18 protein-coding genes, 1 tRNA gene and 1 riboswitch are annotated in these 26,244 nt (G+C 72.3%); of the genes, 10 read left to right on the forward strand and 9 right to left on the reverse strand.

What is annotated here, in order from left to right; all coding sequences use genetic code 11:
• The first annotated feature begins 242 nt into the window (after positions 1-242).
• Positions 243-4,166, forward strand: a complete 3,924-nt coding sequence (locus ABD979_RS05875) for a PKD domain-containing protein (protein ID WP_345506513.1) — start codon at positions 243-245, stop codon at positions 4,164-4,166.
• A gap of 63 nt (positions 4,167-4,229) precedes the next feature.
• Here ABD979_RS05875 and ABD979_RS05880 read toward each other — a convergent pair whose 3' ends face one another.
• From ABD979_RS05880 to ABD979_RS05895, 4 genes are all read right to left on the reverse strand, one after another.
• Entirely contained in the window at positions 4,230-5,171 is a 942-nt protein-coding gene (locus ABD979_RS05880) for a glycosyl hydrolase (protein WP_345506514.1), read from the reverse strand.
• 6 nt (positions 5,172-5,177) lie between these two features.
• A riboswitch (cyclic di-AMP (ydaO/yuaA leader) is annotated at positions 5,178-5,328 on the reverse strand.
• A gap of 215 nt (positions 5,329-5,543) precedes the next feature.
• Positions 5,544-6,584, reverse strand: a complete 1,041-nt coding sequence (locus ABD979_RS05885; protein ID WP_345506515.1) for a sulfite exporter TauE/SafE family protein — start codon at positions 6,582-6,584, stop codon at positions 5,544-5,546.
• Complete coding sequence (cysC, locus tag ABD979_RS05890) at positions 6,581-7,888, reverse strand: adenylyl-sulfate kinase (protein WP_345506516.1); 1,308 nt, start codon at positions 7,886-7,888, stop codon at positions 6,581-6,583. Before cysC ends, ABD979_RS05885 begins: the two co-directional genes overlap by 4 nt.
• Positions 7,889-8,035: 147 nt before the next feature.
• On the reverse strand, positions 8,036-9,001 hold the full coding sequence (locus ABD979_RS05895; protein ID WP_345506517.1) for a hypothetical protein: 966 nt from the start codon (positions 8,999-9,001) through the stop codon (positions 8,036-8,038).
• A gap of 815 nt (positions 9,002-9,816) precedes the next feature.
• Here ABD979_RS05895 and mfd point away from each other — a divergent pair.
• The 3 genes from mfd to ABD979_RS05910 are packed head-to-tail and all read left to right on the forward strand — an operon-like array spanning position 9,817 to position 15,017.
• The gene (mfd, locus tag ABD979_RS05900) at positions 9,817-13,425 is read left to right on the forward strand and encodes a transcription-repair coupling factor (protein WP_345506518.1); all 3,609 of its coding nucleotides are present in this window, start codon (positions 9,817-9,819) and stop codon (positions 13,423-13,425) included.
• A gap of 51 nt (positions 13,426-13,476) precedes the next feature.
• Positions 13,477-14,025 (forward strand): SurA N-terminal domain-containing protein, encoded by a 549-nt coding sequence (locus ABD979_RS05905; RefSeq protein WP_345506519.1) that lies wholly within the window; start codon positions 13,477-13,479, stop codon positions 14,023-14,025.
• 32 nt (positions 14,026-14,057) lie between these two features.
• Positions 14,058-15,017 (forward strand): nucleoside triphosphate pyrophosphohydrolase, encoded by a 960-nt coding sequence (locus ABD979_RS05910; protein WP_345506520.1) that lies wholly within the window; start codon positions 14,058-14,060, stop codon positions 15,015-15,017.
• A gap of 105 nt (positions 15,018-15,122) precedes the next feature.
• Here ABD979_RS05910 and ABD979_RS05915 read toward each other — a convergent pair whose 3' ends face one another.
• Complete coding sequence (locus ABD979_RS05915) at positions 15,123-16,604, reverse strand: sugar transferase (RefSeq protein ID WP_345506521.1); 1,482 nt, start codon at positions 16,602-16,604, stop codon at positions 15,123-15,125.
• A gap of 397 nt (positions 16,605-17,001) precedes the next feature.
• Here ABD979_RS05915 and eno point away from each other — a divergent pair, with 397 nt between their 5' ends.
• The 4 genes from eno (at position 17,002) to ABD979_RS05935 (ending at position 20,631) form a co-directional block, all read left to right on the forward strand.
• Entirely contained in the window at positions 17,002-18,303 is a 1,302-nt protein-coding gene (eno, locus tag ABD979_RS05920; protein ID WP_345506522.1) for a phosphopyruvate hydratase, read from the forward strand.
• A gap of 4 nt (positions 18,304-18,307) precedes the next feature.
• Positions 18,308-18,985 (forward strand): FtsB family cell division protein, encoded by a 678-nt coding sequence (locus ABD979_RS05925; RefSeq protein WP_345506523.1) that lies wholly within the window; start codon positions 18,308-18,310, stop codon positions 18,983-18,985.
• A 105-nt stretch (positions 18,986-19,090) separates the two neighbouring features.
• Positions 19,091-19,663, forward strand: coding sequence for a DUF501 domain-containing protein (locus tag ABD979_RS05930; protein WP_345506524.1), 573 nt, complete (start codon positions 19,091-19,093; stop codon positions 19,661-19,663).
• The gene (locus tag ABD979_RS05935; protein WP_345506525.1) at positions 19,660-20,631 is read left to right on the forward strand and encodes a Ppx/GppA phosphatase family protein; all 972 of its coding nucleotides are present in this window, start codon (positions 19,660-19,662) and stop codon (positions 20,629-20,631) included. The genes ABD979_RS05930 and ABD979_RS05935 overlap by 4 nt, the downstream gene beginning before the upstream one ends.
• Before the next feature lie 35 nt (positions 20,632-20,666).
• On the opposite strand, the gene mptB is transcribed toward ABD979_RS05935, so the two are convergent.
• Positions 20,667-22,280, reverse strand: coding sequence for a polyprenol phosphomannose-dependent alpha 1,6 mannosyltransferase MptB (gene mptB / locus ABD979_RS05940; protein WP_345506526.1), 1,614 nt, complete (start codon positions 22,278-22,280; stop codon positions 20,667-20,669).
• A 190-nt stretch (positions 22,281-22,470) separates the two neighbouring features.
• Positions 22,471-22,545: transfer RNA gene (locus ABD979_RS05945), tRNA-Leu, on the reverse strand.
• A 152-nt stretch (positions 22,546-22,697) separates the two neighbouring features.
• Between ABD979_RS05945 and ABD979_RS05950 the strand changes: the two genes are divergently transcribed.
• Positions 22,698-23,573 (forward strand): Bax inhibitor-1/YccA family protein, encoded by an 876-nt coding sequence (locus tag ABD979_RS05950; protein WP_345506527.1) that lies wholly within the window; start codon positions 22,698-22,700, stop codon positions 23,571-23,573.
• Positions 23,574-23,617: 44 nt separating this feature from the next.
• Complete coding sequence (locus tag ABD979_RS05955) at positions 23,618-23,893, forward strand: hypothetical protein (protein ID WP_345506528.1); 276 nt, start codon at positions 23,618-23,620, stop codon at positions 23,891-23,893.
• A gap of 96 nt (positions 23,894-23,989) precedes the next feature.
• Here ABD979_RS05955 and ABD979_RS05960 read toward each other — a convergent pair whose 3' ends face one another.
• Complete coding sequence (locus tag ABD979_RS05960; protein ID WP_345506529.1) at positions 23,990-24,487, reverse strand: hypothetical protein; 498 nt, start codon at positions 24,485-24,487, stop codon at positions 23,990-23,992.
• 439 nt (positions 24,488-24,926) lie between these two features.
• Positions 24,927-26,150: an acetyl-CoA C-acetyltransferase gene (locus ABD979_RS05965; RefSeq protein ID WP_345506530.1), complete on the reverse strand. Its 1,224-nt coding sequence runs from the start codon at positions 26,148-26,150 to the stop codon at positions 24,927-24,929.
• Between the last annotated feature and the right edge of the window lie 94 nt (positions 26,151-26,244).

Raw genomic sequence — 26,244 nt, forward strand, 5'->3', positions numbered from 1 at the left:
ACGCGGGCCTCGGCGATGTGCACGGTTTGCGTCAGCTGCCCCCGTCGCGGACCCAACTGCGCAAAGCCCGAACAGGGACGCTCCGGACGGATTACATTGCGCTTGGGGAAGTGCGGGATGGGGGACGTCGGGCGGCTCGGGGGAGTCGGCCGCGACATCGCGTGGCCACCCCTGACACCGGGCGGCATCAGTCCCGCCCGGGTTCGCCTAGAGGGGGAGTACAGATGCACAAACTGCGTAACATGGCCGCTGCCGTGGTCGGCGTGGCCATCGGCCTCGTGGCCCCGGGAGGTCCGGCCGCGGTGGCCGTGCAGCCGCCGGCGCCGCCACCGACGCCGAGCTCCATGGTCAATGCCGTCCCGGCGGCCAACACGCCGTCCGTCGACGACGGTGACGTCCGCGCCATCGCCAAGGTGGGCTCCACGATGGTGATGGGCGGCAACTTCACGAGCGTGAACGGCCAGGCCCGCAGCCGGGTGGCCGTCTTCAACCCGAGCACCGGTGCCCTCTCCGGCTTCAACCTCGCCTTCAACGGCGAGGTTGACACGATCGTGCCCGGCCCGACGACCGACACGGCATACGTCGGCGGCAGCTTCACGCAGGTGGGCACGTCCGCCGTCAAGAACGTGGCGCTCGTCAACCTGAGCTCGGGTGCCCTCGTCACCTCGTTCACGTCGCCTGCCATTCCCAGCGGTGTCGTCAACGACATGGTCAAGGTGGGCAACCGGCTCGTCATCGCCGGCACGTTCGGCAAGGTCGCGGGACGGGCCCACGCGGGCATCGCTGCCCTCGACGCCACTACCGGCGCCGTCGACCACACGTGGATGAACATCCAGTTCGCGGGACACCACAACAACACCGGCAGCGGCGCGCAGGGCCCGGTCGGACCGTGGAACCTCGATGTCAGCCCATCGGGCGACCGCATCGTCGCGATCGGCAACTTCCGCACGGCCGACGGCCTCGACCGAGACCAGGTCGCGCAGATCACGACGACCGGCGCGACCGCCGTCGTCACGCCGGACTGGAACACCAACCGCTATAACCCCTACTGCTTCAACGGAGCCTTCGACTCCTACGTTCGCGGCGTCTCCTACTCGCCCGATGGCTCGTACTTCGTCGTCGCGGCGACGGGTGGTGGTGTGCGCGACACCCTCTGCGACGCGGCAGCGCGCTTCGAGACGTACGCGACGGGCGCGGACATCCAGCCGACGTGGGTCAGCGAGACAGGCGGCGACACCATGTGGGGCACGGAGGTCACCGACAACGCGGTGTACGTCGGCGGCCACCAGCGCTGGGGCAACAACCCGTACGGCAGCGATTACGCTGGTCCAGGCGCCGTGCCGCGCCCCGGCCTCGTTGCTCTCGACCCCGTGAGCGGCCGCCCGTTGCAGTGGAACCCCGGGCGCAATCCTCCGGGAAAGGCGGTCTACGCCGTCCTGGCCACGGCTGAGGGGCTGTGGGTCGGCTCCAACACCGACTGGGTCGGCAACCGCAAGTACCTCCGCAAGAAGATCGCCCTGTTCCCATATGCCGGCGGCGTGGCGCTCGCACAGACGAACGTCGGCGCCCTCCCGGGCAGCGTCTTCATGGGTGGTCCGGTCGGCGGCGCCACGAGCACCAACGTGCTCTACCGCGTCAACGCCGGTGGCGGCGCGATCGCCGCCCTAGACAACGGTCCCGACTGGGCCGACGACAGCGGCTCGAGCCCGCTGCACAACGACGGCAGCAACGCGGCCGGCTGGGGCAGCGGTGCGGCCCTCGACCCGTCCGTGCCGAGCTCGACCCCGTCGTCGATCTTCGACAGCGAGCGGTGGGACCCGGGCGACGCCAACGAGATGCGGTGGACGTTCCCGATCGCGGCCGGCACGGACGTGCAGGTTCGGCTCTACCTCGCCAATCGCTGCTCGTGCACGAGCACCGCCGGCTCGCGCGTCTTCAGCGTCAGCGCGAACGGCAGCCCCTGGCTGACGAACTACGACATCGTGGGCGACGTCGGTGACCAGAAGGGGACGATGAAGTCCATCGACCTCACGGTGCCGGCCAGCGGCCAGGTGACGCTCGACTTCACGCACGTCGTGGAGAACCCGCTCGTCAACGGCATCGAGATCGTCCGGGCCGGTGTCCCGACGCCGCCGCCCGCGGCGTCTGACACGCTCAGCCGCGTCGGTCTCACCGCGACGGCTGCCTCGTCCGCACCGGAGCCCGCCGCCGACGGTGGCATCGCGTGGTCGAACACCCGGGGCGCCTTCATGGTCGGCAACAAGGTGTTCTACGCGCAGACCGACGGCTACCTCTACTCGCGCACCTTCACGGGCACGACGTGGGGACCTGCGATGCAGATCAACCCGTACCACGACCCAGCCTGGGCGACCGTCGACAACAACCTCGGCGGTACGTTCGACGGCAACCTGCCGACGCTCTACGGGCAGATCCCGAACCTGACCGGCATGTTCTACAACGCGGGTCGGCTCTACTACACGCTCTACGGTGACAGCCGGCTCTTCTGGCGCTGGTTCTCGCCCGACAGCGGGATCGTCGACGAGCGCACGAACACGGTGCCCAGCTCCGTCGACCTGCGCAACGTCCGCGGCATCTTCGTCGCCGGCGACAGCGTGTACTTCGCCTCGCGCACCGACAGCACGCTCTACAAGGCGGGCTGGGACGGGGCGTCCGTCACGGGGAGCCCGGTCGCGATCAGCGGCCCCGCCGTCGACGGCACGTCGTGGTCGAGCCGCTCGATGTTCCTCTTCGCCGGCCCGCCCCTCAACCAGGCACCCAAGGCCGCCTTCGGGTCGTCGTGCTCCGGCGCGACGTGCGGCTTCGACGCCTCGGCGTCGAGCGACTCGGACGGGACCATCGCGTCCTACGCGTGGGACTTCGGTGACGGCAGCACGGGCACGGGCAAGACGCCCTCGCACCCGTATGCCGCCTCGGGGACCTACCCGGTGAAGCTGACGGTGACCGACGACAAGGGCGCCACCGGCACGCTGACGAAGGACGTCGTCGTGACGGTCCCGGTCAACCAGGCGCCGACGGCGGCGTTCGGGTCGTCGTGCTCCGGCGCGACGTGCGGCTTCGACGCCTCGGCGTCGATTGACTCGGACGGGACCATCGCGTCCTACGCGTGGGACTTCGGTGACGGCAGCACGGGCACGGGCAAGACGCCCTCGCACCCGTATGCCGCGTCGGGGACCTACCCGGTGAAGCTGACGGTGACCGACGACAAGGGCGCCACCGGCACGCTGACGAAGGACGTCGTCGTGACGGTCCCGGTCAACCAGGCGCCGACGGCGGCGTTCGGGTCGTCGTGCTCCGGCGCGACGTGCGGCTTCGACGCCTCGGCGTCGATCGACTCGGACGGGACCATCGCGTCCTACGCGTGGGACTTCGGTGACAGCAGCACGGGCACGGGCAAGACGCCCTCGCACCCGTATGCCGCATCGGGGACCTACTCCGTCACGCTGACGGTGACCGACGACAAGGGCCTCACCGGCACGCTGACGAAGGACGTCGTCGTGACGCTGCCCTCGAGCAGCACGACGTTCGTCGGGGCGAACCACTCGGCTCCCGGCGCGGCCAAGTTCAAGGCCGCGGCGGTGCCGATGGGGACCCAGGCCGGTGATCTGATGCTCCTGATGTTCTCGCGTCCGACGGTGGCCACCTTCTCGGGGCCGACCGGCGTGACCGGCTGGACCCAGGTGGCGACGGTTACCAACGGCTCGGTCACCTCGACCGTGTGGCGCAAGAGCGCCGACGCGGCGGACGTGGGCAAGACGGTGCGGTTCGACGACCCGAGCGCCTACCGGCTAGGCACGCTCGAGCTCGCCGTCTACCGCGGCGCGAACGCCACCAGCGTCCGTGCGGTGAGTGCCGTCGATGCAGGCCGGAACTCGCACACGACGCCCGAGATCGCAGTCTCTGCTGGTGACTGGGTCGTGTCGCACTGGGCCGGGCTGACCTCGGCGGTGTCGCCGTGGACCCTGCCCTCGGGCATGGTCCTGCGCGACCACCTCGAGGACCCGAGCGGTTCGTACCGCTACGAGTCGCTCACGGCCGACCCCGGCGCGGTCGTCACCTCTGACGGCACGCACGCCGGGGTGACCGCCACGACGGTCAACAAGTCCGACCGTGAGGTCATGTGGTCGATCGCCTTCGGGCAGTCGTGACCACGTGGTGCCGGGAGTGCCCGCGGCTGCGGGTGCTCCCGGCACCAGCACGTCCGCCGGCGGTCAGACGGCGAAGTTGACGTTCTTCAGCAGTGAGCCGTAGGCGGCGAACTCCGACGACGTCGTGAGGGCCCACGAGCAGTTGAGGTTGTTCTTGTTCGTCGGCGGGCGGTTGAAGTAGTAGACCGCCGCGAACCAGCTCTCGTTGGCGATGATGTAGTTCTTCGCGTTCGTCAGCCAGGTGGCGCGACGGGCGTCCTTGGTGACGCCGAACTCCGGCAGGGCGACCAGCTTGCCGCGTGGCTTCGCGAAGGCGAGGACGGGATCGACGAGCGTCTTGAGCTCGACCCAGGCGCCCTTGCCCTCTCCGCACGAGCTCCAGTTGTATGCGTCCGCCCCGACGACGTCGACGTACGCGTCGCCCGGGTACCAGTTCGCGGCGTACGCGCGGTCTGACGGCTTGGTGCGGTAGGACCAAGCCGTCAGCTGGAGGGTGAACTTGACGTTGGTGACGCCCTGCTGCCGGAAGATCGTGACGACCCGGGCAAACGCTGCGCGGTACTCGGCCGGGGTGCCGAGCGAGGACTTCGCCAGGACCTCCGGCTCGTGGCCGAACGCCAGGAGCGTGAGGCCGCTCCGGGCCTTGATCGTCGTCGCCCAACGGACGATATTGGCGTACAGCGCCGAGCCGGACTTGGCGTTGGCGACGGTCCTCCAGTTCGCCGACGTGTTGGCCGTCACCATCCGGCCGGTGGGGACCGAGCCCTCGAAGGTGCCGTACTTGTGAATGCCGACCGCCGTGCCGGTCTTGGACTGCATCGTCGCGGTGTCGCCGGCGGCTCCCGCGTAGATCTTGCCGCCGGGCAGTGCGGTCGCCGTGGCGGCCTGCGCCGGCACGGCGAGGGTGGCCACGAGCGAGCCGGCCGCGGCGAGGCCGAGGGCGGCGAGGGTGAAGCGGTGGGGGGATCTGCGCGCGGGCAGGGCGAAGCGAGGGGTGGTGCGCATGTCTGCTCCAGGTCTCCTAGGCTGCCGACCGGGTTAGCTGACGGGTTCGGGCCGGATGGCGCCCTACAGGAGGAGGCTCCTGATTCACCCCGAGGGAACGGTGGGTCCCCGGCTCCCGGGAGGCCTCGAGGGCTCCGGGATTAGGCGATGTGTGTGAAGGCGAACGGAACCCTAGCGGACCCCTGCACACGGGGACAGGTCACGACAGGTCCGATGGGAACGGGCAGATGACACCAATCCGGACGATCCGGTCAGGACCCACGGACCGTCCGCACCCCCGTTCCTGAGCACGCGCGCGTGCTCAGGAACGCTGTGAGAGCGGACCCGTGCCAGGTGTGACGCGGATCACACCGTTTTCCCGTCATGGTCGTGTCAGTGGGCTGCGTCGCCCGCTTCGGTGACGCGTGCCCGAGCCTCGGAACCGGACTCGGAGATGGACTCAGAGATGGACTCGGAGGTGGACCCGGGTGCGGCGTGGGGCACGGCGGTCGAGCGGTGCGCGAGCCGGCCGGAGAAGGCGGGCAGGCCGTGGCGGCGCCGGGCGGCGAACCACACCGGCGGCCCGACGAGCAGGGCCAGGAGCAGGACGATCCCGGTGGCCGTGTTGGGCACGCCGAGCAGCTTGAGGGCCGAGGCGAGCAGCACGAAGGCGAGCGCCCGGCGCACGAGGCCGCCCGGGGCACGCGCCGAGAGCTGGGCGCCGATCCAGACGCCGGGGATCGAGCCGAGCAGGAGCGAGAGCGTCAGGTCGAGGTGGAAGTCGCCGAGCAGCATGTGCCCGATGGCGGCGGAGGCCACGAGCGGCACGGCCTGGAGCAGGTCGGTGCCGACGAGCTCACTCGCCTTGAGGCTGGGGTAGATCGCCATGAGCGCGATGATGATGAGCGAGCCCGACCCCACGGAGGTCATGCCGACGACGATGCCGCCGACCGCGCCCACGAGCACGGTCTGCCAGATGCGGACCCGCACGGTGGGCGGGCCGGGCGGCAGGGGCGCGGCGCTGCCGTCGAGTCGGCGCGCCCGCTCGAGCAGGCGCAGGTAGGCCCGCACGATGAGTCCGGCCGAGGCCAGCAGCAGGGCCACCCCGAGGGCGACCTGCAGCCAGTGCTGGGCGGCCGCGCCGGAGCCGAGGCGGTTGAGGATGAGCACGCCGACGAAGGCGCTCGGGATCGACCCGATGCAGAGCCACTTGACGAGCGCGAGGTTCACCGTGCCCCGGCGGAGGTGCACCATCGACCCGACGGGCTTCATCACCGCGGCCGCGACGAGGTCGCTCGAGACGGCCGTGAGCGGCGGCACGCCGAAGAAGAGCACGAGCATCGGCGTCATGAGGGCGCCACCGCCCATGCCGGTGAGCCCGACGATGATGCCGATGCCGAGCGAGGCGATCGTGAGCAGCGGGTCGAAGCTCATCCGATCCACCCTCCGTCGCGCAGGTGCTCGACGATCTGCTCGAGGGACTCCTCGAGGCTGCGTCCCGTCGTGTCCACGACGACGTCGGCGTCGACCGGCGCCTCGTAGGGCGACGAGATGCCGGTGAACTCCGGCAGGGACCCGGCCCGCGCCTGGGCGTAGAGGCCCTTGCGGTCGCGCTGCTCGCACACCTCCAGCGGGGTGGCGACGTGCACGAGGACGAAGTCGCCGACCTCGGAGACCATCCGGCGGACCTCGGCCCGGGTCTGCGCGAAGGGGGCGATGGGGGCGCAGACGGCCATTCCTCCGTGCCGGGCCACCTCGGCGGCCACGAAGCCGATGCGCAGCACGTTGGCGTCACGCCCGGCGCGGTCGAAGCCGAGCCCCGACGACAGCAGCCGGCGCACGAGGTCACCGTCGAGGAGGCTGACGCTGCGCGCCCCCTCGCTCTCGATGCGCTCGACGAGGGCGGAGGCGAGCGTGGACTTTCCCGACCCGGAGAGGCCCGTGAGGAGGACGACGACGCCGCGGCGGGTGCGCGGCGGGCGCCACCGGAGCAGCACGGTGCGGACGGCCGGGTGCAGGCCCGCGGGCTCGAGCCCCCGGTCGAGCGCGGCCCCTGCCGCGAGCCACGCCGGGTCGCTGTGGGCGAGCACGCGGACCGGTGAGCCGGCGGAGTGCGCGACGGCCGCGACGAGGGCGGCGTCGCTGTCGGCGTCGCGCCACCAGACCGGGGCGTCGACGACCGTGACGTCGGGGTGGGTCGCGGCCGTCGCGAGGAGGGCCGCACGCAACACGCCGGCCGGGATGCCTTGTGGCGTCGGGGAGCTCGGTGCGAGCACGACGAGTGGACCGGTCACCTCGTCGGCGAGCAGTGGTCGCTGGGCCAGCACGAGCGTCGCGCCGGGGTGCAGCCAGTCGGCGATCGGCGCCCTCGGGTCGGTGACGAGCTCACCGCTCACCGTCAGCCGCTCACGGCCGTCGACGCCCTCGCCGCGCTCCAGCTCGGTCCGCTGCAGCTCGGCCAGCGGCAGGCACGTCGCGTCGGTGAGCACGAGGCGTCCGCTGTCGACGAGCGGTGCCAGTGCGACGTCGCCGTCCGCCACCTCGACCGTGAGCCGGCGGGCCCCAGCCGTGGCCGACGGGTCGGCCGTGCGGCCGCCGGCCACGTCGGTGCCGGGCTCGACGCGGCCGCCGAGCAGGCGCCAGGGGAGCCGCACGCCGTCGCGCACCAGTTCCAGGTCCGCCGCGGCAGCCCCCTCCACGACGATCCGTGGCGCCGTCGTCCGAACGGCAGCAGTCAACGATGTCAACGTCTTTCCTCCCCCTTTGCGCCCACCCGCGTGACCAGCCTGCCATGCGGGGGGAGTCGCCGGAGGTGGAATGCGTGATGCCGGGGTCCGAGGCGCAGTGGCCTCGGACCCCGGCGGTCACACCGGTTCCCAATCGGGTCAGGAGGTCGGCGACGAGGCGACCGCGGACTTCCAGGTGGCGATGCTCTGCGGCATGTGCGGTGAGTTGCTTCCGGGCTTCGGCAGCAGGTTCCACGGGCCCTTCGCCCCGTTGTCACTCTCGAAGTACGCCGCCGCCTTGACCGCGGGGGAGGCGTCGAAGATCGTCACGGCATCCCGGAGAAACTTCGCGCGAGCACCGTCGGAGAGGTTGTTGCGCGCTCCGAGCTCACCCACGAGGAGGTCCTTGCCCTTCGACCTTGCGGCCGAGACGGCCGGGTTGACGACCGTGGCAGCGGCATCCGCAGTCGCGTCGCTCTTGCCCCACTGGTAGAGGTCCGCACCGAGGGCGTCGACGTTGGTGAGGTCGAAGTTGAACCACGTGGACCAGGGGACGTTGCCGGACGCGGAGACCTTGTAGCGGCTCGGGTGGAAGGTTGAACCCATCAGCAGCGGTGCGAACTTGACGTTCGCCGGGGCGTAGCGAGCCTTGAGCTTGGCCAGTCGCATCTGCGCCTGCTGCCAGGCGGCGACGGTGAAGCCGTCGCCCTCGGGCTCGTGGGCGAAGGAGAACCAGATCGGGCGGTCCTTGGGAGCGGTCTGGAGAATGCGCGTGAAGGCTGCGTCGTGCGCGCCCTTGTTGACGCCCGCCACATCGGAGCCGAGGTTGATGTAGACGGCCGTCTTCGCGTCGTACACGTACGTCGGGATGAGCCCGCCTCGCCAGGTCGTCGTGAAGTTGTTGGGCCAGAGCCGCATGAAACCTAGTGGACCGTAGGCGCTGACCGCGGCGCGGTAGGCCTCGGGCGCAGTCTGCCCGAGGGAGCGCCAGCCACCGGGGTTGACGCCGTAGCGGACGTGACCGGTCGCGGCGTCCGCGGTCGTGGCGTGGGCGGCGATCGGGAGCACGACGGCCGCGCAGAGGCCTGCAGCGGCCAGGGTCTTGCGACGAGTGGACTCGAACATGAGGGGGTACCACCTTGAGGGGATCTGTTTCGGAGGGCGTCGCACGCGGGCCGCAGGGCGCGGCCGAGCCTCGGCCCGGCCGTGGGGGCGACCGGCCGACGGGTGCGGCGCGTGGCTCTCGCCCGGAGGGTCGGTCGAGGCCGGTGCGGGACGCAGGTCAGGCGTCCAGCGGCGTCGCGTCGGGGGCGACGCGTCGCGGCGGCCCCGGCCTGAGCCGGCGCCGTGCAGCGGGACCCTGCGGCCGATGAGGGAGGCCGTCGGGGCGGGCTGTGAGTGCTCGTCGGCGAGGGCCGGACGAGCACGACGGGGACTCACTGTACGAGCGGGTGTCCGGGCGGTGCAAAACGGGCATCCACGACCTGTCCGCCTCGACGAGACCGCCGCGAAGGGCGTCAGCCGGGCCACGCCCGCACCGCGGCCGACTCCTGGAGGAGCACGGTCACCCCGCCGAACGTCCTTTTGCTGCAGCGTGATCCGCGACCGTCATGCGCGCGCTGGGCCGCTGCCGTCGTCCCGAGCCGCGGGCCGCCCCGACGGTCGCGCCCCGGTCCGACACGCCGTGAGCCGGTGACGAGCCGTCGGACGTGTCGTGCGGGCGCCGGTCGGCCCCGTCCGGGCCGACGTGGGCGGCTGCGGGCAGGTCCGGGCGCGTCCGGGCTGCCCGTCCGGGCGGTCGGTGGACGGTCGGTGGGCGCGATTAGAGTGGGGCAGATGCGTGCCGTCCCCGTGACGGCGCGTCCGTGCTGTCCGGGAACGGTGCCGCCCACCGCGGCCGGTGGCACCTGACCGCCTTCGACACGTTGGGACCTCCGCTCATGGCCACCACCACCGGCTCGCCGGCCCACCTCTCAGGCCTCCTCGACGCGTGGCAGGCGGAGCCCGCCCCGCGGCGGGTGCTCGAGCAGCTGGGCCACGCGCAGCTGCTCGACGTCTCGGGCAGCGACGGCACGCGACCGTTCCTCGTCGCCGCCCTCGCGCGGGCCGGCGTGGGGTCCGGGCCGCTCCTCGTCGTCACGGCCACCACGCGTGAGGCCGACGACCTCGCCGTGGCGCTCGAGGCCTTCCTGCCCCGCGACGCCGTCGCCGTGTTCCCGAGCTGGGAGACGCTCCCGCACGAACGTCTGTCGCCGCGGAGCGATACCGTCGGTCGCCGGCTCGCGGTGCTGCGGCGGGTCGCGCACCCGGACCCCGACGACGCGGCATACGGCCCGCTGTCGGTGGTCGTCGCGCCCGTGCGCGCCGTGCTGCAGCCCATCACGCGCGGCCTGGGCGACCTTGCGCCGGTCGCCCTGCGCCCCGGCGACGAGCAGCCCCTCACCGAGGTCGTCGAGGCCTTGGCGGCAGCCGCCTACACGCGCACCGACCTCGTCGAGCGGCGCGGCGAGTTCGCCGTGCGCGGTGGCATCCTCGACGTCTTCCCGCCCACCGAGGAGCACCCGGTCCGCATCGAGTTCTGGGGCGACACGGTCGAGGAGGTGCGGTGGTTCAAGGTGGCCGACCAGCGCAGCCTCGAGGTGGCCGAGCACGGCCTGTGGGCCCCGCCGTGCCGTGAGGTGCTGCTCACGCCCGAGGTGCGCGCCCGGGCCGCCGAGCTCGCGACGCAGCTGCCCGGCGTCGCCGACATGCTGGCGAAGGTCGCCGAGGGCATCGCCGTCGAGGGCATGGAGTCGCTGGCGCCGGCCCTCGTCGACGGCATGGAGTCGGTGCTCGACGTGCTGCCCCGCTCGTCGACCGTCCTGCTCGCCGACGCCGAGCGCATCCGCACGAGGGCCCACGACCTCGTCCTGACGAGCGACGAGTTCCTCCAGGCGAGCTGGGCGAACGCCGCGGCCGGGAACGTCGTGCCCGTCGACCTCGAGTCGCTCCTCGGCTCGGCCTCCTACTGGACCCTCGCGCAGGTGCGTGCCCACGCCGTCGGTGCCGGGCGGCCGTGGTGGACCATGACGCCCTTCACCTCGGACGCGGAGCTCGTCATCGAGGACGACGACGTCGACGTCCGGCTCGCGCTCGGCACGGTCGAGTCCGAGGCCTTCCGCGGCGACACCGAGCGCGCGGTCGGTCACGTGCGGCAGCGGATCGCCGACGGCTGGCGGGTCGCCATCGTCACCGAGGGGCCCGGCCTGGCCAAGCGCGTCGAGGAGGTGCTCCGCGACCACGAGGTGCCGGTCGAGCGCATGGCCGACGGCGTTCCGACGGGGCGGGCCGTCATCACGACCGCTTGTCTCGGAAGGGGATTCGTCGACGAGGCTGCTCGACTCGAGGTCCTCACCGAAACCGATCTCACGGGCTCGGTCGGCGGCTCGACGTCGACGAAGGACATGCGCCGCATGCCCTCGCGCCGCCGCAACCAGGTCGACCCGCTCCAGCTCCGTCCCGGCGACCACGTGGTGCACGAGCAGCACGGCGTCGGCCGCTTCGTGGAGATGATGCAGCGCACCGTGGGCGGGGCCACGCGCGAGTACCTCGTCATCGAGTACGCCGCGAGCAAGCGGGGCCAGCCCGGCGACCGCCTCTACGTCCCCACCGACCAGCTCGACCAGGTGACGAAGTACGTCGGTGGCGAGGAGCCCACGCTCAACAAGATGGGCGGCTCCGACTGGACGAAGACGAAGTCGCGGGCCAAGCGCTACGTCAAGCAGATCGCGGCCGACCTCATCCGTCTCTACAGCGCGCGCCAGGCCACGCGCGGGCACGCCTTCGCACCCGACACCCCGTGGCAGCGCGAGCTCGAGGAGGCTTTCGCCTACGTCGAGACCCCCGACCAGCTCTCGAGCATCGACGAGGTCAAGGCCGACATGGAGAAGCAGGTCCCCATGGACCGGCTCATCTGCGGCGACGTCGGCTACGGCAAGACCGAGATCGCGGTGCGCGCGGCCTTCAAGGCGATCCAGGACGGCAAGCAGGTCGCCGTCCTCGTGCCGACGACCCTGCTCGTGAGCCAGCACCAGCAGACCTTCTCCGAGCGCTACGCGCAGTTCCCCGTCCGGGTCGCCTCGCTGTCGCGCTTCCAGAGCGACAAGGAGGCCGCGGAGGTCATGGCCGGCATGGCGGACGGCTCCATCGACCTCGTCATCGGCACCCACCGCCTGCTCGCGAAGGACGCGCAGTTCAAGGACCTCGGCCTCGTCATCATCGACGAGGAGCAGCGCTTCGGCGTCGAGCACAAGGAGCTGCTCAAGACGATGCGCACGGCGGTCGACGTGCTCTCGATGTCGGCCACGCCGATCCCGCGCACGCTGGAGATGGCCGTCACCGGCATCCGTGAGATGTCAACTCTCGCAACGCCGCCCGAGGAGCGCCACCCGGTGCTCACCTTCGTCGGTGCCTACGACGAGAAGCAGATCACGGCAGCGGTCCGCCGCGAGCTGCTGCGCGAGGGGCAGGTCTTCTTCGTGCACAACAAGGTGAGCAGCATCGAGAAGGCCGCGGCGCGGCTGCGCGAGCTGGTGCCGGAGGCACGCATCGCGACGGCGCACGGCCAGATGGGGGAGCACCGCCTCGAGCAGGTGGTCGAGGACTTCTGGGAGAAGCGCTTCGACGTCCTCGTCTGCACGACGATCGTCGAGACCGGACTCGACATCTCCAACGCCAACACCCTCATCGTCGAGCGCGCCGACGTGCTCGGCCTCAGCCAGCTCCACCAGCTGCGGGGTCGCGTCGGCCGCGGCCGCGAGCGCGCCTACGCGTACTTCCTCTACCCGCCCGAGAAGCCGATGACCGAGACGGCGCACGACCGGCTGCGCACCATCGCGAGCAACACCGACCTCGGCTCGGGCATGGCCGTGGCGATGAAGGACCTCGAGATCCGCGGGGCGGGCAACCTGCTCGGCGGCGAGCAGTCCGGCCACATCCAGGGGGTCGGCTTCGACCTCTACGTGCGGCTCATCGGCGAGGCCGTCGCCGACTTCCGCGGCGACACCGTGGACGTGCCGGCCGAGATCAAGATCGAGCTCCCCGTCGACGCGCACCTGCCGCACGACTACGTGCCGGGGGAGCGGCTGCGGCTCGAGGCCTACCGCAAGCTGGCCACGGTCGAGACGTTCGAGGCCGTCGACGAGATCGCCGCCGAGCTGCGCGACCGCTACGGCGCGCCGCCCAAGCCGGTGGAGAACCTGCTCGAGGTGGCCCGGCTGCGCGTCGTCGCCCGCGAGGCCCGCATCGGCGACATCGGCCTGCAGGGCAAGGTCGTGCGCTTCGGCCCGGTCAAGGACCTCCGGGAGAGCCAGCAGCTGCGCCTCATGCGCCTCTACCCGGGCACGATCGTCAAGGAGGCGCTCGGCACGATCCTCGTGCCGGCCCCGATGACGGCCCGCGTCGGTGGGAAGCCGCTGCGTGACGTCGAGGTGCTGGCGTGGGCGCGCGGGCTCATCTCGGCGGTCCTGCTCGACGACATCGCGGCCGCGTCCTCGGGCGCGGCCCGGTAACCCGCGGGAGCACCGTAGGATGTCAGACGCATCCGCCAGAGGAGGAAATTCGTGAAGGCTTGGTCTGCTCACCCCGCGAAGCGCGCGGCCGCCGTCGGCGTCGTCGCGCTCGGTGCCGTCTCGCTGCTCGGCGGGTGCGGTTTCGACACGCGGCAGCAGGCCGCCGCCGTCGTCAACGGCGAGGTCATCCACGAGTCCGACGTCCGCGAGACGTTCGACCAGCTCAAGGCGGCCAAGCTCGACTTCGCCGAGAACATCGTCGTGACAGCCCTCGTCGCAGCGCCGCTGCTCAAGGCCTCGGTCGAGAAGTCCGGCTCCTGGAAGCCCGACGAGACCTATGCCTCGGTCATCTCCTCCATCCCGGGGGCGACCCCGACGACGAAGGAGTTCGTCGAGGCCGTCGCGCTCATCCAGTCCCAGCGCATGACGCCCGCCGACATCGCCGCCTACCGGGCCGACCTCGGACGAGCCGACATCTCGGTGAACCCCAAGTACGGCAAGGTCATCACCTCGAACGAGGGCCCCGTCTACTTCACCCTCGGCCAGACGACGCCCAACTGGGTCAAGCCGGAGGCCAACAGCGCCCCGGCGGCCCAGTAGCCGGCAGCGGCGTCGCGCGCCCCGGAGCGATCGTGCCCGGCCGCGTCGTCCTGCTCGTCTCGACCCCCCGCGTCGCGCCCGGTCTGCTGACCCGCGAGGCGTGGAGCTCCCTCGAGGGGGCGTATGCCGTGTGGTCTCGTCCCGACGAGCCGCAGGCGCTCGCCGTGGCGGAGGCCGGCATCGACGTCGGGACGGCGCCGCACGACGACCCGGCCGCGCTGGCCCGCGCCCTCGTGGCGGCGACGGCCGACGGTGACGTCGTGTGGGTGGGCTCGTCCGACGGCGACCCGGGACTCAGCGACGCCGTCGCCGTCGAGGTCACGCGGCTGCCCGAGCCGCCCGAGGTCGAGCTGCTCATCGCCTCCTTCGACGTGCCGGGCGCGCGCCTGCTCGACGTCGTGGCCGTCATGGACCGCCTGCGCTCACCCGGTGGGTGCCCGTGGGACGCGGAGCAGACGCACGAGAGCCTGGTGCCCTACCTGCTCGAGGAGGCGCACGAGGCCGTCGAGGCGATCGAGAGCGGCGACCCCGACCACGTCCAGGAGGAGCTGGGTGACCTGCTGCTCCAGGTCGCCTTCCACGCGAGGGTCGCCGAGGAGCACCCGAGCGCGCCGTTCGGCATCGACGACGTGGCCGGCGGCCTCGTCGACAAGCTCGTCCGTCGCCATCCGCACGTCTTCGCCGAGGTGGAGGCCGACTCGGCCGAGCAGGTCGCCGCCAACTGGGACGCGATCAAGGCGGGGGAGAAGCAGCACCGCACCCACCCGCTCGACGGCATCCCGACCGCCCTGCCGGCCCTGGCCAGGGCCGACAAGACCGTGGGCCGCCTGAGCAAGGCCGGGCTCGCCGCGGTGGTCGACGAGGTCGCCGCGGGCGATGGGATCGGTTCCCGGCTGCTCGCGATCGTGCTGGCCGCGCGCGCCGACGGGCTGGACGCCGAGGGAGAGCTGCGCGCCACCCTCCGCGAGCTGCACGAGCGCGCCTCGTCCTGAGGGCGGGCCCGGCGCCCCTCCGTCGGGGGGAGGTCGGGGCGCCGGACCCGCGGCGCGGGCGCGGCCCCGAAGGTCCGCGCCCACGCCGTCCGTGTGGCCCGTCGGTCAGTACGCCCCGTTGGAGGCGAAGACCGCGTGCACGGTGCGCGCCAGGATCGTGAGGTCCTGCACGATCGACCAGTTGTCGACGTAGTAGAGGTCGAGCCGGACGGTGTCCTCCCACGACAGGTCGCTGCGGCCGGACACCTGCCACAGGCCGGTGAGGCCGGGGCGCACGTGCAGGCGGCGCTGGACGTCGGTCTCGTAGCGCCGGACCTCGGCGGGCAGGGCCGGGCGCGGGCCGACGAGGCTCATGTCGCCGTTGATGACGTTGATGAGCTGCGGCAGCTCGTCGATCGAGAAGCGACGCATGATGGCGCCGACGCGCGTGATCCGCGGGTCGTGCTCGGCCTTGAAGAGGACGCCTTCGGCGTTCTTGTTGAGGTGGCTGATGCCGGAGAGGCGGGCCTCGGCGTCGACGACCATGCTGCGGAACTTGAGGCACTCGAAGAGCTCCCCGTCGCGCCCGACCCGGGTCTGGCGGAAGAGGATCGGGCCGCGGTCCTGCAGCTTGGTGAGCAGGGCGAAGACGATCATGACGGGCGAGGCCAGCACGAGGGCCACGCCGGCGCCGACGACGTCGAACATCCGCTTGAGGCCCCGCGAGGCGGCGAGGCTCTGCGGCGGCTCGACGTGCACGAGCGGCAGCCCGCCCACGGGGTGCATGGCCATCCGGCCGGAGGAGATGTCGCTGAGGCTCGGCACGACGGCCATCTGCACGTCGTGGCCCTCGAGGTCCCACGCGATGCGGCGGAAGTCGACGGCCGACGGGAAGGAGCCCTCGGTGAACAGGACGAGGTCGGCCTCCGAGGCCAGGGCGTTCGAGGCGGTCTCGTTCGTGAAGCCGAGCACCGGCACGCCGCCGGGGGTCGCCTTGACCGGGCGTGACGCCGGCACGAGCGCGCCGATGATGGTGAACCCGAGCCACTTCTCCCGGCGCAGCACGCTCGCCACCTCGTCGATGCGGCTCTCGGAGCCGGAGATGATGACCTTGGTCAGCAGGTGGCCGCGGTGGTGCAGGCCGTGCACGAGGCGGCGCGCCGACCAGCGCCAGACGAGCAGCCCCGGCACGCCGACGAGGAAGAGCAGCACGAAGAAGCCGCGCGACAGCTCGAACTTCGTCAGGTAGCTCGCGATGCCGATGGCGCCGGCCGTGAGTCCCGCGGCGCCGAGGACCCGGGCGTACTCGACGGTGCCGACCCCCAGGTGGGCCTTGGTGTAGGTGCCCCGGACCACGTTGGCGAGCATCCACGCGAGGATGACCCACGGCCCGACCGAGAGGGCGAGCGTGTTGACGTCGTTCGTGACCGGCAGCACCGGGACGTCGATGTGGCGAAGACCCGCCAGCACGGTCGCGGCGAGGATGACGATGACGTCGCCGGCCGCGATGCCCAGCTGCAGCAGCCGTTGGCTTCGTGACCGGTCGGTCGCCCGGCGTTCATCGACTCGCGCGTTGAGATCCAGGAGAATCGCTCCCGGTTGTCGCACAGCCTGACCCATGACAGCACCAACCCCCCGCTGGTGTCGTAACTCCCCAATGAAACAGCCACCCCCCGGTGACCCTTCGGAGTATGTCGGTTCCACCCAGCCGAAGGTCAAGAACGAGTAAAAAATTTGTCGGTTTGCGTCCGGTTCGGCGCCCTTTGGCGGGTAATGTCTGACAACTTTTTTTCGGCCGACGGGCCCGATCGCGGCCAGGTGTCCGCCATCCGACACTGGGCCGGGTCGCTCCGAGGCGTTCGGCGGGTCAGCCACTAGGCTTCGGACGTACCGGGGCGCCGACTGCGCACCGCGCGGACGCAGCGTGGCGCCGTGGCGCACGCCCCGGTGCGCACCTGCGCGACCTGCAGCGGGTGCCCCGGCGCGACCTGCACAGGAGTTGTCAGTGGCCAGCATTGAGGAGATTGGCGCCCGCGAGATCCTGGACTCGCGCGGCAACCCGACCGTCGAGGTCGAGATCCGTCTCGACGACGGCACGTTCGCCCGCGCCGCCGTCCCGTCCGGTGCCTCCACCGGCGCCTTCGAGGCGTCCGAGCGCCGCGACGGCGACAAGGGCCGCTACCTCGGCAAGGGCGTGAGCCAGGCGGTCGACGCCGTCATCGAGGAGATCAACCCGCGGCTCGTCGGTTTCGACGCGAGCGAGCAGCGCCTCGTCGACGCCGAGATGCTCGCCCTGGACGGCTCGTCGAACAAGGAGAACCTCGGCGCCAACGCGATCCTCGGGGTCTCCCTCGCCGTCGCGCACGCCGCGGCCGAGTCCGCCGGCCTGCCGCTCTTCCGCTACGTCGGCGGCCCGAACGCCCACGTGCTCCCGGTGCCGATGATGAACATCCTCAACGGTGGGTCGCACGCCGACTCCAACGTCGACATCCAGGAGTTCATGATCGCCCCGATCGGGGCACCGACCTTCAGCGAGGCGCTGCGTTGGGGCGCCGAGGTCTACCACGCCCTCAAGAAGGTGCTGAGCGAGCGCGGCCTCGCCACCGGCCTCGGCGACGAGGGCGGCTTCGCGCCCAACCTCGAGTCCAACCGTGCCGCGCTCGACCTCATCCTCGAGGCCATCCGCGCCGCGGGCTACGAGCCGGGCCGCGACATCGCCCTCGCCCTCGACGTCGCGGCGTCCGAGTTCTTCACCGACGGCTCCTACACCTTCGAGGGTGCGAGCAGGTCGGCCGACGAGATGGTCGCCTACTACGCCGAGCTCGTCGACGCCTACCCGCTCGTCTCCATCGAGGACCCCCTCAACGAGGAGGACTGGGAGGGCTGGAAGTCGATGACCGACCTGCTCGGGGCCAAGGTCCAGATCGTCGGCGACGACCTCTTCGTCACCAACCCGGAGCGCCTCGGCCGCGGGATCGCCACGAGCACCGCCAACGCGCTGCTCGTCAAGGTCAACCAGATCGGCACGCTCACCGAGACGCTCGACGCGGTCACCCTGGCGCAGACCAACGGCTACCGCTGCATGATGAGCCACCGCTCGGGCGAGACCGAGGACGTCACGATCGCCGACCTCGCCGTCGCGACGAACTGCGGCCAGATCAAGACCGGCGCCCCGGCGCGGTCCGAGCGCGTCGCCAAGTACAACCAGCTGCTGCGCATCGAGGAGGAGCTCGACGACGCCGCGGTCTACGCCGGAGCCGGCGCCTTCCCCCGCTTCGACGCGAGCCGCTTCGGCGCCGAGGGCTGACCTCGTGGCCGATCGCACGCCGTCCCGCCCGGGCCGCCCGTCACCGACGGTCCGCCCGGCGGGCGGCGCGCGCCCGACCGGGGCCCCGGCGGGCTCCGGCCGGTCGACGTCGCGTTCGGGGGCGGCCCGCGCGTCGGGCACCCGACCCGGTCAGTCGCGCCCGGGCCAGTCCCGGCCCGGCGCCTCCCGCGCCGCCCGGCCCGGTGCGGGCAAGGAGCGACCGGCCCTCGCGGCCCGACCGCGCACGCCCGCGCCCTCCCCGCCCTCGGCCTCGACCGCCTGGGTGCGAGGCGCCATCCTGCTCGGCATCGTCGTCATGCTCGCCGTGACGCTCGTGCCGACCCTGCGCTCGCTCGTGCAGCAGCGCGGCGACGTCGCGGCCATGCAGGACAAGGTCGACGAGCAGCGCCGCACAGTGGCCGCGCTCGAGCGCGAGGCGGCCCTGTGGAAGGACCCCGCCTTCATCGAGGTGCAGGCCCGCGAGCGGCTCAAGTTCGTGCGCGTCGGTGACCGGGCGTACACCGTCATCGACCCGGGCGCCGACACCCCGAACGCGCCGACGGCGCCGCGCCCCGTCGTGGCGGCGCCCATGGCCAACGACACCTCGCCGTGGTACGGCAAGATCTGGCAGTCGATCCAGATCGCCGACCGACCCACCGCCGGCGTCGCGCGCGGCCGGTGAACGTCGCACCCGCCGGTCGCTCCCGGGCCGAGGGAGCGAGCCCGACGGGTCCGACACCGCCCGACCTCCCGACACCGCCGACATCCACACTGGAGTGACCCCCGCGTGAGCGCCCCCGACCGTCCGTCCCCGCAGCCCGCCGACCTCGCTGCCGTCGAGCGCCAGCTCGGCCGTCCGCCGCGCGGCGTCGCCGAGGTCGCGCACCGGTGCCCGTGCGGCGAGCCCGACGTGCTGCGCACGGAACCGCGTCTGCCCGACGGGACCCCCTTCCCGACGACGTACTACGCGACGTGCCCGCGCCTCACCGGAGCGGTGAGCACGCTGGAGACCGCCGGGGTCATGAAGGAGATGACGGAGCGGCTCGCGCGTGACGAGGAGCTGGCCGCGGCCTACGGGCGTGCGCACGAGCACTACCTGGCCCGCCGGGCCGAGCTCGGCGACGTGCCCGAGATCGACGGCATCTCGGCCGGTGGCATGCCCACCCGCGTCAAGTGCCTGCACGTCCTCGTCGGCCATGCGCTCGCCGCCGGCCCGGGGGTCAACCCGCTCGGCGACGAGGCGCTCGCGATGCTGGGCGACTGGTGGTCGCCGACGTCGTGCGCCGCCCTGCACGCGGCCGAGGACGCTGCCGACCCGGCCGACCCGGCCGACGGGTCGAGCGACGGGAGCGGGGCGTGAGCGCCACGGTCCGGGTCGGCGCGATCGACTGCGGCACCAACTCGATCCGCCTGCTCGTCGCGGACGTCGACCCGGCCACGGGCGAGCTCACCGACGTGCTGCGCAGGATGGAGATCGTCCGGCTCGGCCACGGCGTCGACCGCACGGGCGTCATCGCTCCCGAGTCCATGGAGCGCACCCTCGCGGTCACGAGGGAGTATGCCGCGTCGTGCCGTGAGCTCGGCACCGAGCGCGAGCGCTTCGTGGCCACCTCGGCCTCCCGCGACGCGCGCAACGCCGCTGACTTCATCGAGGGCGTGCGGGCGGCCTTCGCCGAGCACCTCGGCGTCGAGGTGTCGCCCGAGGTCGTCTCCGGTGACGAGGAGGCCGCCCTGTCGTTCGCCGGCGCCACCGGGGGGCTCGCCGCCCGCGGCGTGCCGGGCCCCTACCTCGTCGTCGACCTCGGTGGCGGGTCCACCGAGCTCGTCCGCGGCACCGACCACGTCGAGGCGGCACGGTCGGTCGACGTCGGCTGCGTGCGGATGACCGAGCGCCACCTCGTCAGCGACCCGCCGACGCCCGAGGAGATCGCTGCCGCCACCCGCGACGTCGACGCCGCGCTCGACGTCGCGGAGTCGGTCGTGCCCATCGCCGGGGTGGCGACGCTCGTCGGCCTGGCCGGGAGCGTCACGACGATCACCGCCCACCTGCTGCGGCTGCCGGCCTACGACGCGACGCGCATCCACCTGCACCGCTCGTCGCTCGACGACGTCCGTGCCGCGTGCAACGACCTGCTCGCGATGACGCGCGCGGACCGTGCGGCGCTGCCCTACGTGCACCCCGGCCGCGTCGACGTCATCGGCGCGGGTGCCCTCGTGTGGCGCCGCGTCGTCGATCGCGTCGCGGACCGCGCCGGGCTGCGCGAGGTGGTCACCTCGGAGCACGACATCCTCGACGGCATCGCGCTCGGCGTGGCCCGCCGGGCCTGACCGCCGGCTCAGACCGCCCAGCTCAGGCCGCCGGCTCAGACCTGCTGGGGTGAGGCCTGCCTGACGGAGGCGGTCAGCACGGGCTGGTCGGCCCGCTCGTGGGCCCGGCTCCGGTGGGCGCGCAGCCGCGCCGCCATCCAGAGCGCGGCCGAGACCCCGAGGGCCCAGGTGCCGTTGGACACCGTGGCGTCGACCACGCCGTAGGTGACGAAGAAGAGGGTGACGAAGACGACCGCCCGCACGTGTCGGGCCGAAAGCCGCACGGCCGCGAGGAGGAGGCCACCCCAGAGCAGGTACCACGGGTGGATGACGGGCCCGGACGCGCACAGCACGAGGAAGGCGGCGGCGACGGCCAGCACCGGGTTGCGCGGCGCGACCCGCCAGGTGATCCACGCGATGCCCGCGAGCCCGGCGACGAGGCCGATCGACTGCGCGACCGGCACGGGGGCGGCCGCCCAGCTCTCCGGCATGCCGAAGAGGCGCATGAGCCACTCGACGACGCTGCCGACGAAGGTCGGCGGCGACAGCATCGAGCGCAGCGTCACCGGCACCGACAGGTTGGGGATCCAGCCCCAGCCGAGGCCCGACGCCGCCGTGATCGCGGTGAAGGCCAGGCCCGTGACGCCCCCGAGCACCAGCCCGTGGCGCAGCATCGCCCGCAGCCGGGCGGCGGCGCCGGGAGGGAGGTCGGTGCGGGCCTGCAACGCCATCCCGACGACCCCGATGAGGGCGAGCACCGCGGTCTGCTTGTAGGCCGCCGCAGCGGCGATCGTCACCGCAGCCGTGAGCAGCTGGCCGCGGCTCGCGAGGAGCAGGGCGAAGGTGACGAGGGCGACCATGACGGCGTCGCCGTGCGCGCCGCCGATGAAGTGCATGAGCACGAGCGGGTTGAGCACGCCGAGCCAGAGTGCGTGCCGGCCGCTCACGCCGTAGCGCTCGGCGAGCCGCGGGAGGGCGTAGGCGAGCAGGCCGACGGCGAGCAGTGCCGGCACTCGCATGGCGATGGCCGCGAGGTAGGCGTTCTCGGGGAACACGGCCACGACGAGGTGCTGCACCTGCAGGGCGAGCGGGCCGTAGGGCGCCGGGGTCTGCACCCACATCGGGTCGACCTGGTCGGCGAACGGACCGGCGACCCAGAAGGGGCCGACGGCATACGGGTCCATGTGGCGCAGGACGATCTGGCCCTGCGCGGCGTAGCTGTAGGCGTCGCGGCTGAAGAGTGGGGGAGCGAGCATGATCGGCAGGCTCCACAGCAGCCACGCGAGCGAGGGCGGCTTCGGGCCGTGGGTGGGGCGCATCCGCAGCCAGGCGTCGACGAGCAGGGCGATGCCGACGGCGAGCAGGATCGTCGTGATCACGCGGCCGGTGGCCGTGCCGAGCCACTCGACGCCGAGGCGCTCGACGAGGGGCGAGGGCGGGTCCTCGAAGGTGTCGGTGGGAAGGAACGCGGGGCTGACCGAGCCCGCCGCGACGAGGACCGTGCCGACCATCCCCCGGCGCACGTGGCGGTCGGCCCAGCTGCGGCGCAGCGAGTCGCCGACGCGACGGCCGAGGTCGGCGGCGCCGGCCACGTGCGGCTCGGCCATCCGGGCCCAGGGCGCGCGGGAGGGAGCGGTCGTCGTCGCGGGTGCGACGCGGGGCTCCAGCACCTGGGTGCTCCTTCTCGTTCGGGGACTGCGCCGTGGTGCAGCAGGCCCGAGAGGAGTGGCCCAGCCCTGGTCCCCCTGGACCTCGATCTCGCACGTCATCCTACGGGCTGTCGGCGTCCGGGGCCCGCGGCACGCCCGAGGGGTGGGCCGCGGGAGTGAACGGCAGGGATCGACCGACCCGCGCAGGACGTACCCCCGGAGGGACTCGAACCCTCACCGATGGCGATTTTAAGTCGCCTGCCTCTGCCGGTTGGGCCACGGGGGCGGAGGCAGCCAGTATGCCGTCCGCCGGGTTCGCGCGCGGGCCCGGGGAGGGGCCTCGCGCGCGTTTCGGGAACCAGCGGGGACCCCCCGAACGCTTAGTCTGGTGACAGTCGCCACGCCCGGTGGCACCAGTGCCCCAAGGAGCACACTCACATGGCAGGTGGAAACCCGGTCTTCGACCGGCTCAACAAGCAGATCGAGAAGGAGCGCTACGCCGGCTTCGGCGCGCCCCAGGGCAGCCCGCAGCAGCCGGGCACCCAGTCGGCGACGGCGGGCCACGCGGCCCAGGACGCCATGACGGCGCAGCACCTCAACGACATGTACGCGCGCTCGAGCGCCGGCCCGGTCGACACCGGCCGGCTGACGATCGACAGCGTCATCATGAAGAGCCTCGGGCTCTTCGCCCTCCTCGTCGCCGCGGGTGCGGTGACGTGGGTCGTGGTCAGCGGGTCGCCGGGTCTCGCCGCCCCGATCTGGCTCGGTGGCATGGTCATCGGCCTCGTGCTGGGCCTCGCGATCGCGTTCATGAAGACGGTCTCGGTGCCGCTCATCGTGCTCTACTCGGCCGTCGAGGGCGCCTTCCTCGGCGCCTTCAGCTACACGATCAACCGCATCCAGGGATACGAGGGCGTCGTGCTCATGGCCGTCCTCGCGACGGTCTGCACGTTCGCCGCGATGTACGCGGGCTACGCCACGGGCTTCATCAAGGTCACGTCGAAGTCGCGCCGGATGTTCTTCATGGCGATCGTCGGCTACATGATCTTCAGCCTGCTGCAGCTCGTCCTGCAGTGGACCGGCGTCCTCAGCGGCTGGGGCTTCGGTGGCAGCGGCATGCTCGGCATCGGCCTGTCGATCCTCGGCGTCGGCCTCGCGGCCTACTCCCTGGCCATCGACTTCGACTCGATCGACAACGCGGTCAAGGTCGGCGCGCCCGAGAAGTTCTCGTGGCTGCTCGCCCACGGCCTCATCGTGTCGGTCGTCTGGCTCTACATCGAGTTCGTCCGGCTCTTCGCGCGCCTGCGCGACTGACGCCCGTGACACCTCCGAGCGCGGGTTCGCCGACCCCGCACGAGGTGTCCGACGAGCTCCGGCGCGTGGTCGGGCGGTGGCACCAGCTGCCGCTCGACCACGCGCTCTCGCATGTCCCGGCCGTGCGGGCCCTCGTCCAGGCACTCGCCGACCGCGTGGCCACGGCGCGCGGCGTGCCGACCACCGCGGTGCCGGACCTCGGCCCGGCCGTCGTCATGGACCAGCTGGCCGTCATGGTGCACGACGTCCTCGCCGCCGATCCGGACGTCGACCCCGCGGTGCTCGTGGACGCGCTCGCCGGCATCCGCAGGGGGCTCTGAGACCTCAGCCTGCCGAGTGGTGGCTCAGGAGGCCGTCTCCGCCCTGCCACGTCTCGGAATCCCTCCGAGCGGTGGCTCGTGCTGGCCGCCGCAGGACTACGGGTGTCCCGGGAAGTGCCGTCGCCACTGGGTCGAGCGGACGCGCACCGGTAGGCCCGCGCGCCGAAGGGCCTCCTCGAGGCGTTGCAGGGTGAGCCCGGGGGTGGCGAGGACGTCACCGGCGATCGCTACGACGAAACGCCACCCGTCGGACTCGAGCGCCTCGCGCCGGCCGAGATCGCGCGCCCACTGCCGCTCGCGCTCGATGTGGTGTCGGCCGTCGTACTCGAGGGCGACGAGGACGGCCGGCCACGCGAGGTCGAGCCGCCAGTAGCCGTGGCGAGTCCGCACCGGATGCTGGAGGACGGGCTCGGGAAGTCCCGAGAGCACGACGAGCATCCGCAGCCGTGACTCCATCGCCGACTCGGCTCCGGTCCGCACGAGGCTGGCGGCACGTCGGGCCAGCAGGGCTCCGCGCCCGCGATGGTCGGCCGCGGCCGCGCGAAGAGCGTCCGGTGACGTGACCCCGCCGTGCACGAGCGAGTCGCCGAGCACGACCAGGTCGACCAGGCCGCACCCCAGAGTGCGGCGGCGGTGTGATGGCACAGCACCGTGCCCGGTGGCGAGGCCAGCAGGGCCGCTGCGGCGAGCACCGGCGTCGTCACCGCTACGTCGGACCTGACGTAGATGCCGGTGAAGAGTCGCTGGAAGCTCGGTCCCTCGAGCCGCCAGCGCGAGATACCGGCGGCGCGTGCGTCGGCGACGGTGAAGGGTCGACCCGGGTCGATAGGGGGCACGGCCTCGACCTTCGCAGGACGGGAGGGTCTGCCCGGGGCGTCGTCCACAGGACCGGTCCCGGCCGGAGGCCGCCGAGTGGTGGACGACGCGGGCCGTCTGCTGGCGCGACCCCGCCCGAGTGCGCCGAACGGTGACCGGGGAGGTGCGCCGACGGCATACGAAAGGGTGGGCCCGAGGCGGCGGACCCACCCCCGGCTCAGCTGAGGCGCTCGAAGACGACGGCCATGCCCTGGCCGCCGCCGACGCACATCGTCTCGAGCCCGAACTGGCCGTCGCGGTCACGCAGCGCGTTGATGAGGGTGCCGGTGATGCGCGCACCGGTCGCGCCGAACGGGTGGCCGATGGCGATGGCGCCGCCGTTGACGTTGAGCTTGTCGTAGTCCATGCCGATCTGGTCGGCCGAGCCGATGACCTGGGCGGCGAAGGCCTCGTTGATCTCGTAGAGGTCGATGTCGCCGATCGAGAGGCCGGCGCGCTTGAGCGCGAGGTTGGTCGCCTCGACGGGGCCGAGGCCCATGATCTCGGGGGAGAGGCCGGTCGCGGCCGTGGAGACCACGCGGGCGAGCGGCGTCAGGCCGAGCTCCCGGGCCTTGGTGTCGCTCATGATGACGAGCGCCGCCGCGCCGTCGTTGAGCGGGCAGCAGTTGCCGGCCGTGACGGTGCCCTCCTGGCGGAAGACCGGGTTCAGGCCCTGCACGGCCTCGAGGGTCACGCCGGCGCGGGGGCCGTCGTCCTTGGTCACGACGGTGCCGTCGGGCGCCGTGACGGGGGTGATCTCCCAGTCGAAGAAGCCACGACCGATGGCGGCCTCGGCGCGGTTCTGGCTCGTCACGCCCCACTCGTCCTGGCGCTCGCGCGAGATGCCGTATGCCGTGGCGACGTTCTCGGCGGTCTGGCCCATCGCGATGTAGATGTCGGGCAGCAGGCCCTCCTCGCGCGGGTCGGTCCACGTCGCGTTCGTCTCGGCGATGCGCTTCGTGCGGGCCTGGGCCTCGGCGAAGCGGCCGTTCTGCTGGTCCTCCTTGGCGCCGCCGGCGCCGGCCCAGTCGGTGTACTGCGACACGCACTCGACGCCGGCCGAGACGAAGACGTCGCCCTCGCCCGCCTTGATGGCGTGGAAGGCCATCCGGGTCGTCTGGGCCGAGGAGGCGCAGAAGCGGTTGATGGTCGCGGCAGGCGTGGCGTCCATGTCGAGCAGGGTGGCGACCACCTTGGCCATGTTGGAGCCGTGCCGGCCGGACGGCTCCGCGCAGCCGAGGTAGAGGTCCTCGACGAGGCGCCGGTCGAGCTCGGGCACCTTGTCGAGCGCGGCCTGGATGACCGTGGCCGCGAGGTCGTCGGGACGCACCTCCTTGAGCGAGCCCTTGAAGGCCCGGCCGAACGGCGAGCGGGCGGTCGAGACGATGACGGCTTCGGTCACGGGTGATCTCCTGGTGCGGCGTTCGGCCCGGTCGCGCTGCGGCGGGCGACTAAGCGCTTGCTCAGTCCCACGATGGTAGGACGTCCTCACACCG

Origin of the sequence: Terrabacter aeriphilus (genome assembly GCF_039542985.1) — a bacterium.
Lineage (GTDB): Bacteria > Actinomycetota > Actinomycetes > Actinomycetales > Dermatophilaceae > Terrabacter > Terrabacter aeriphilus.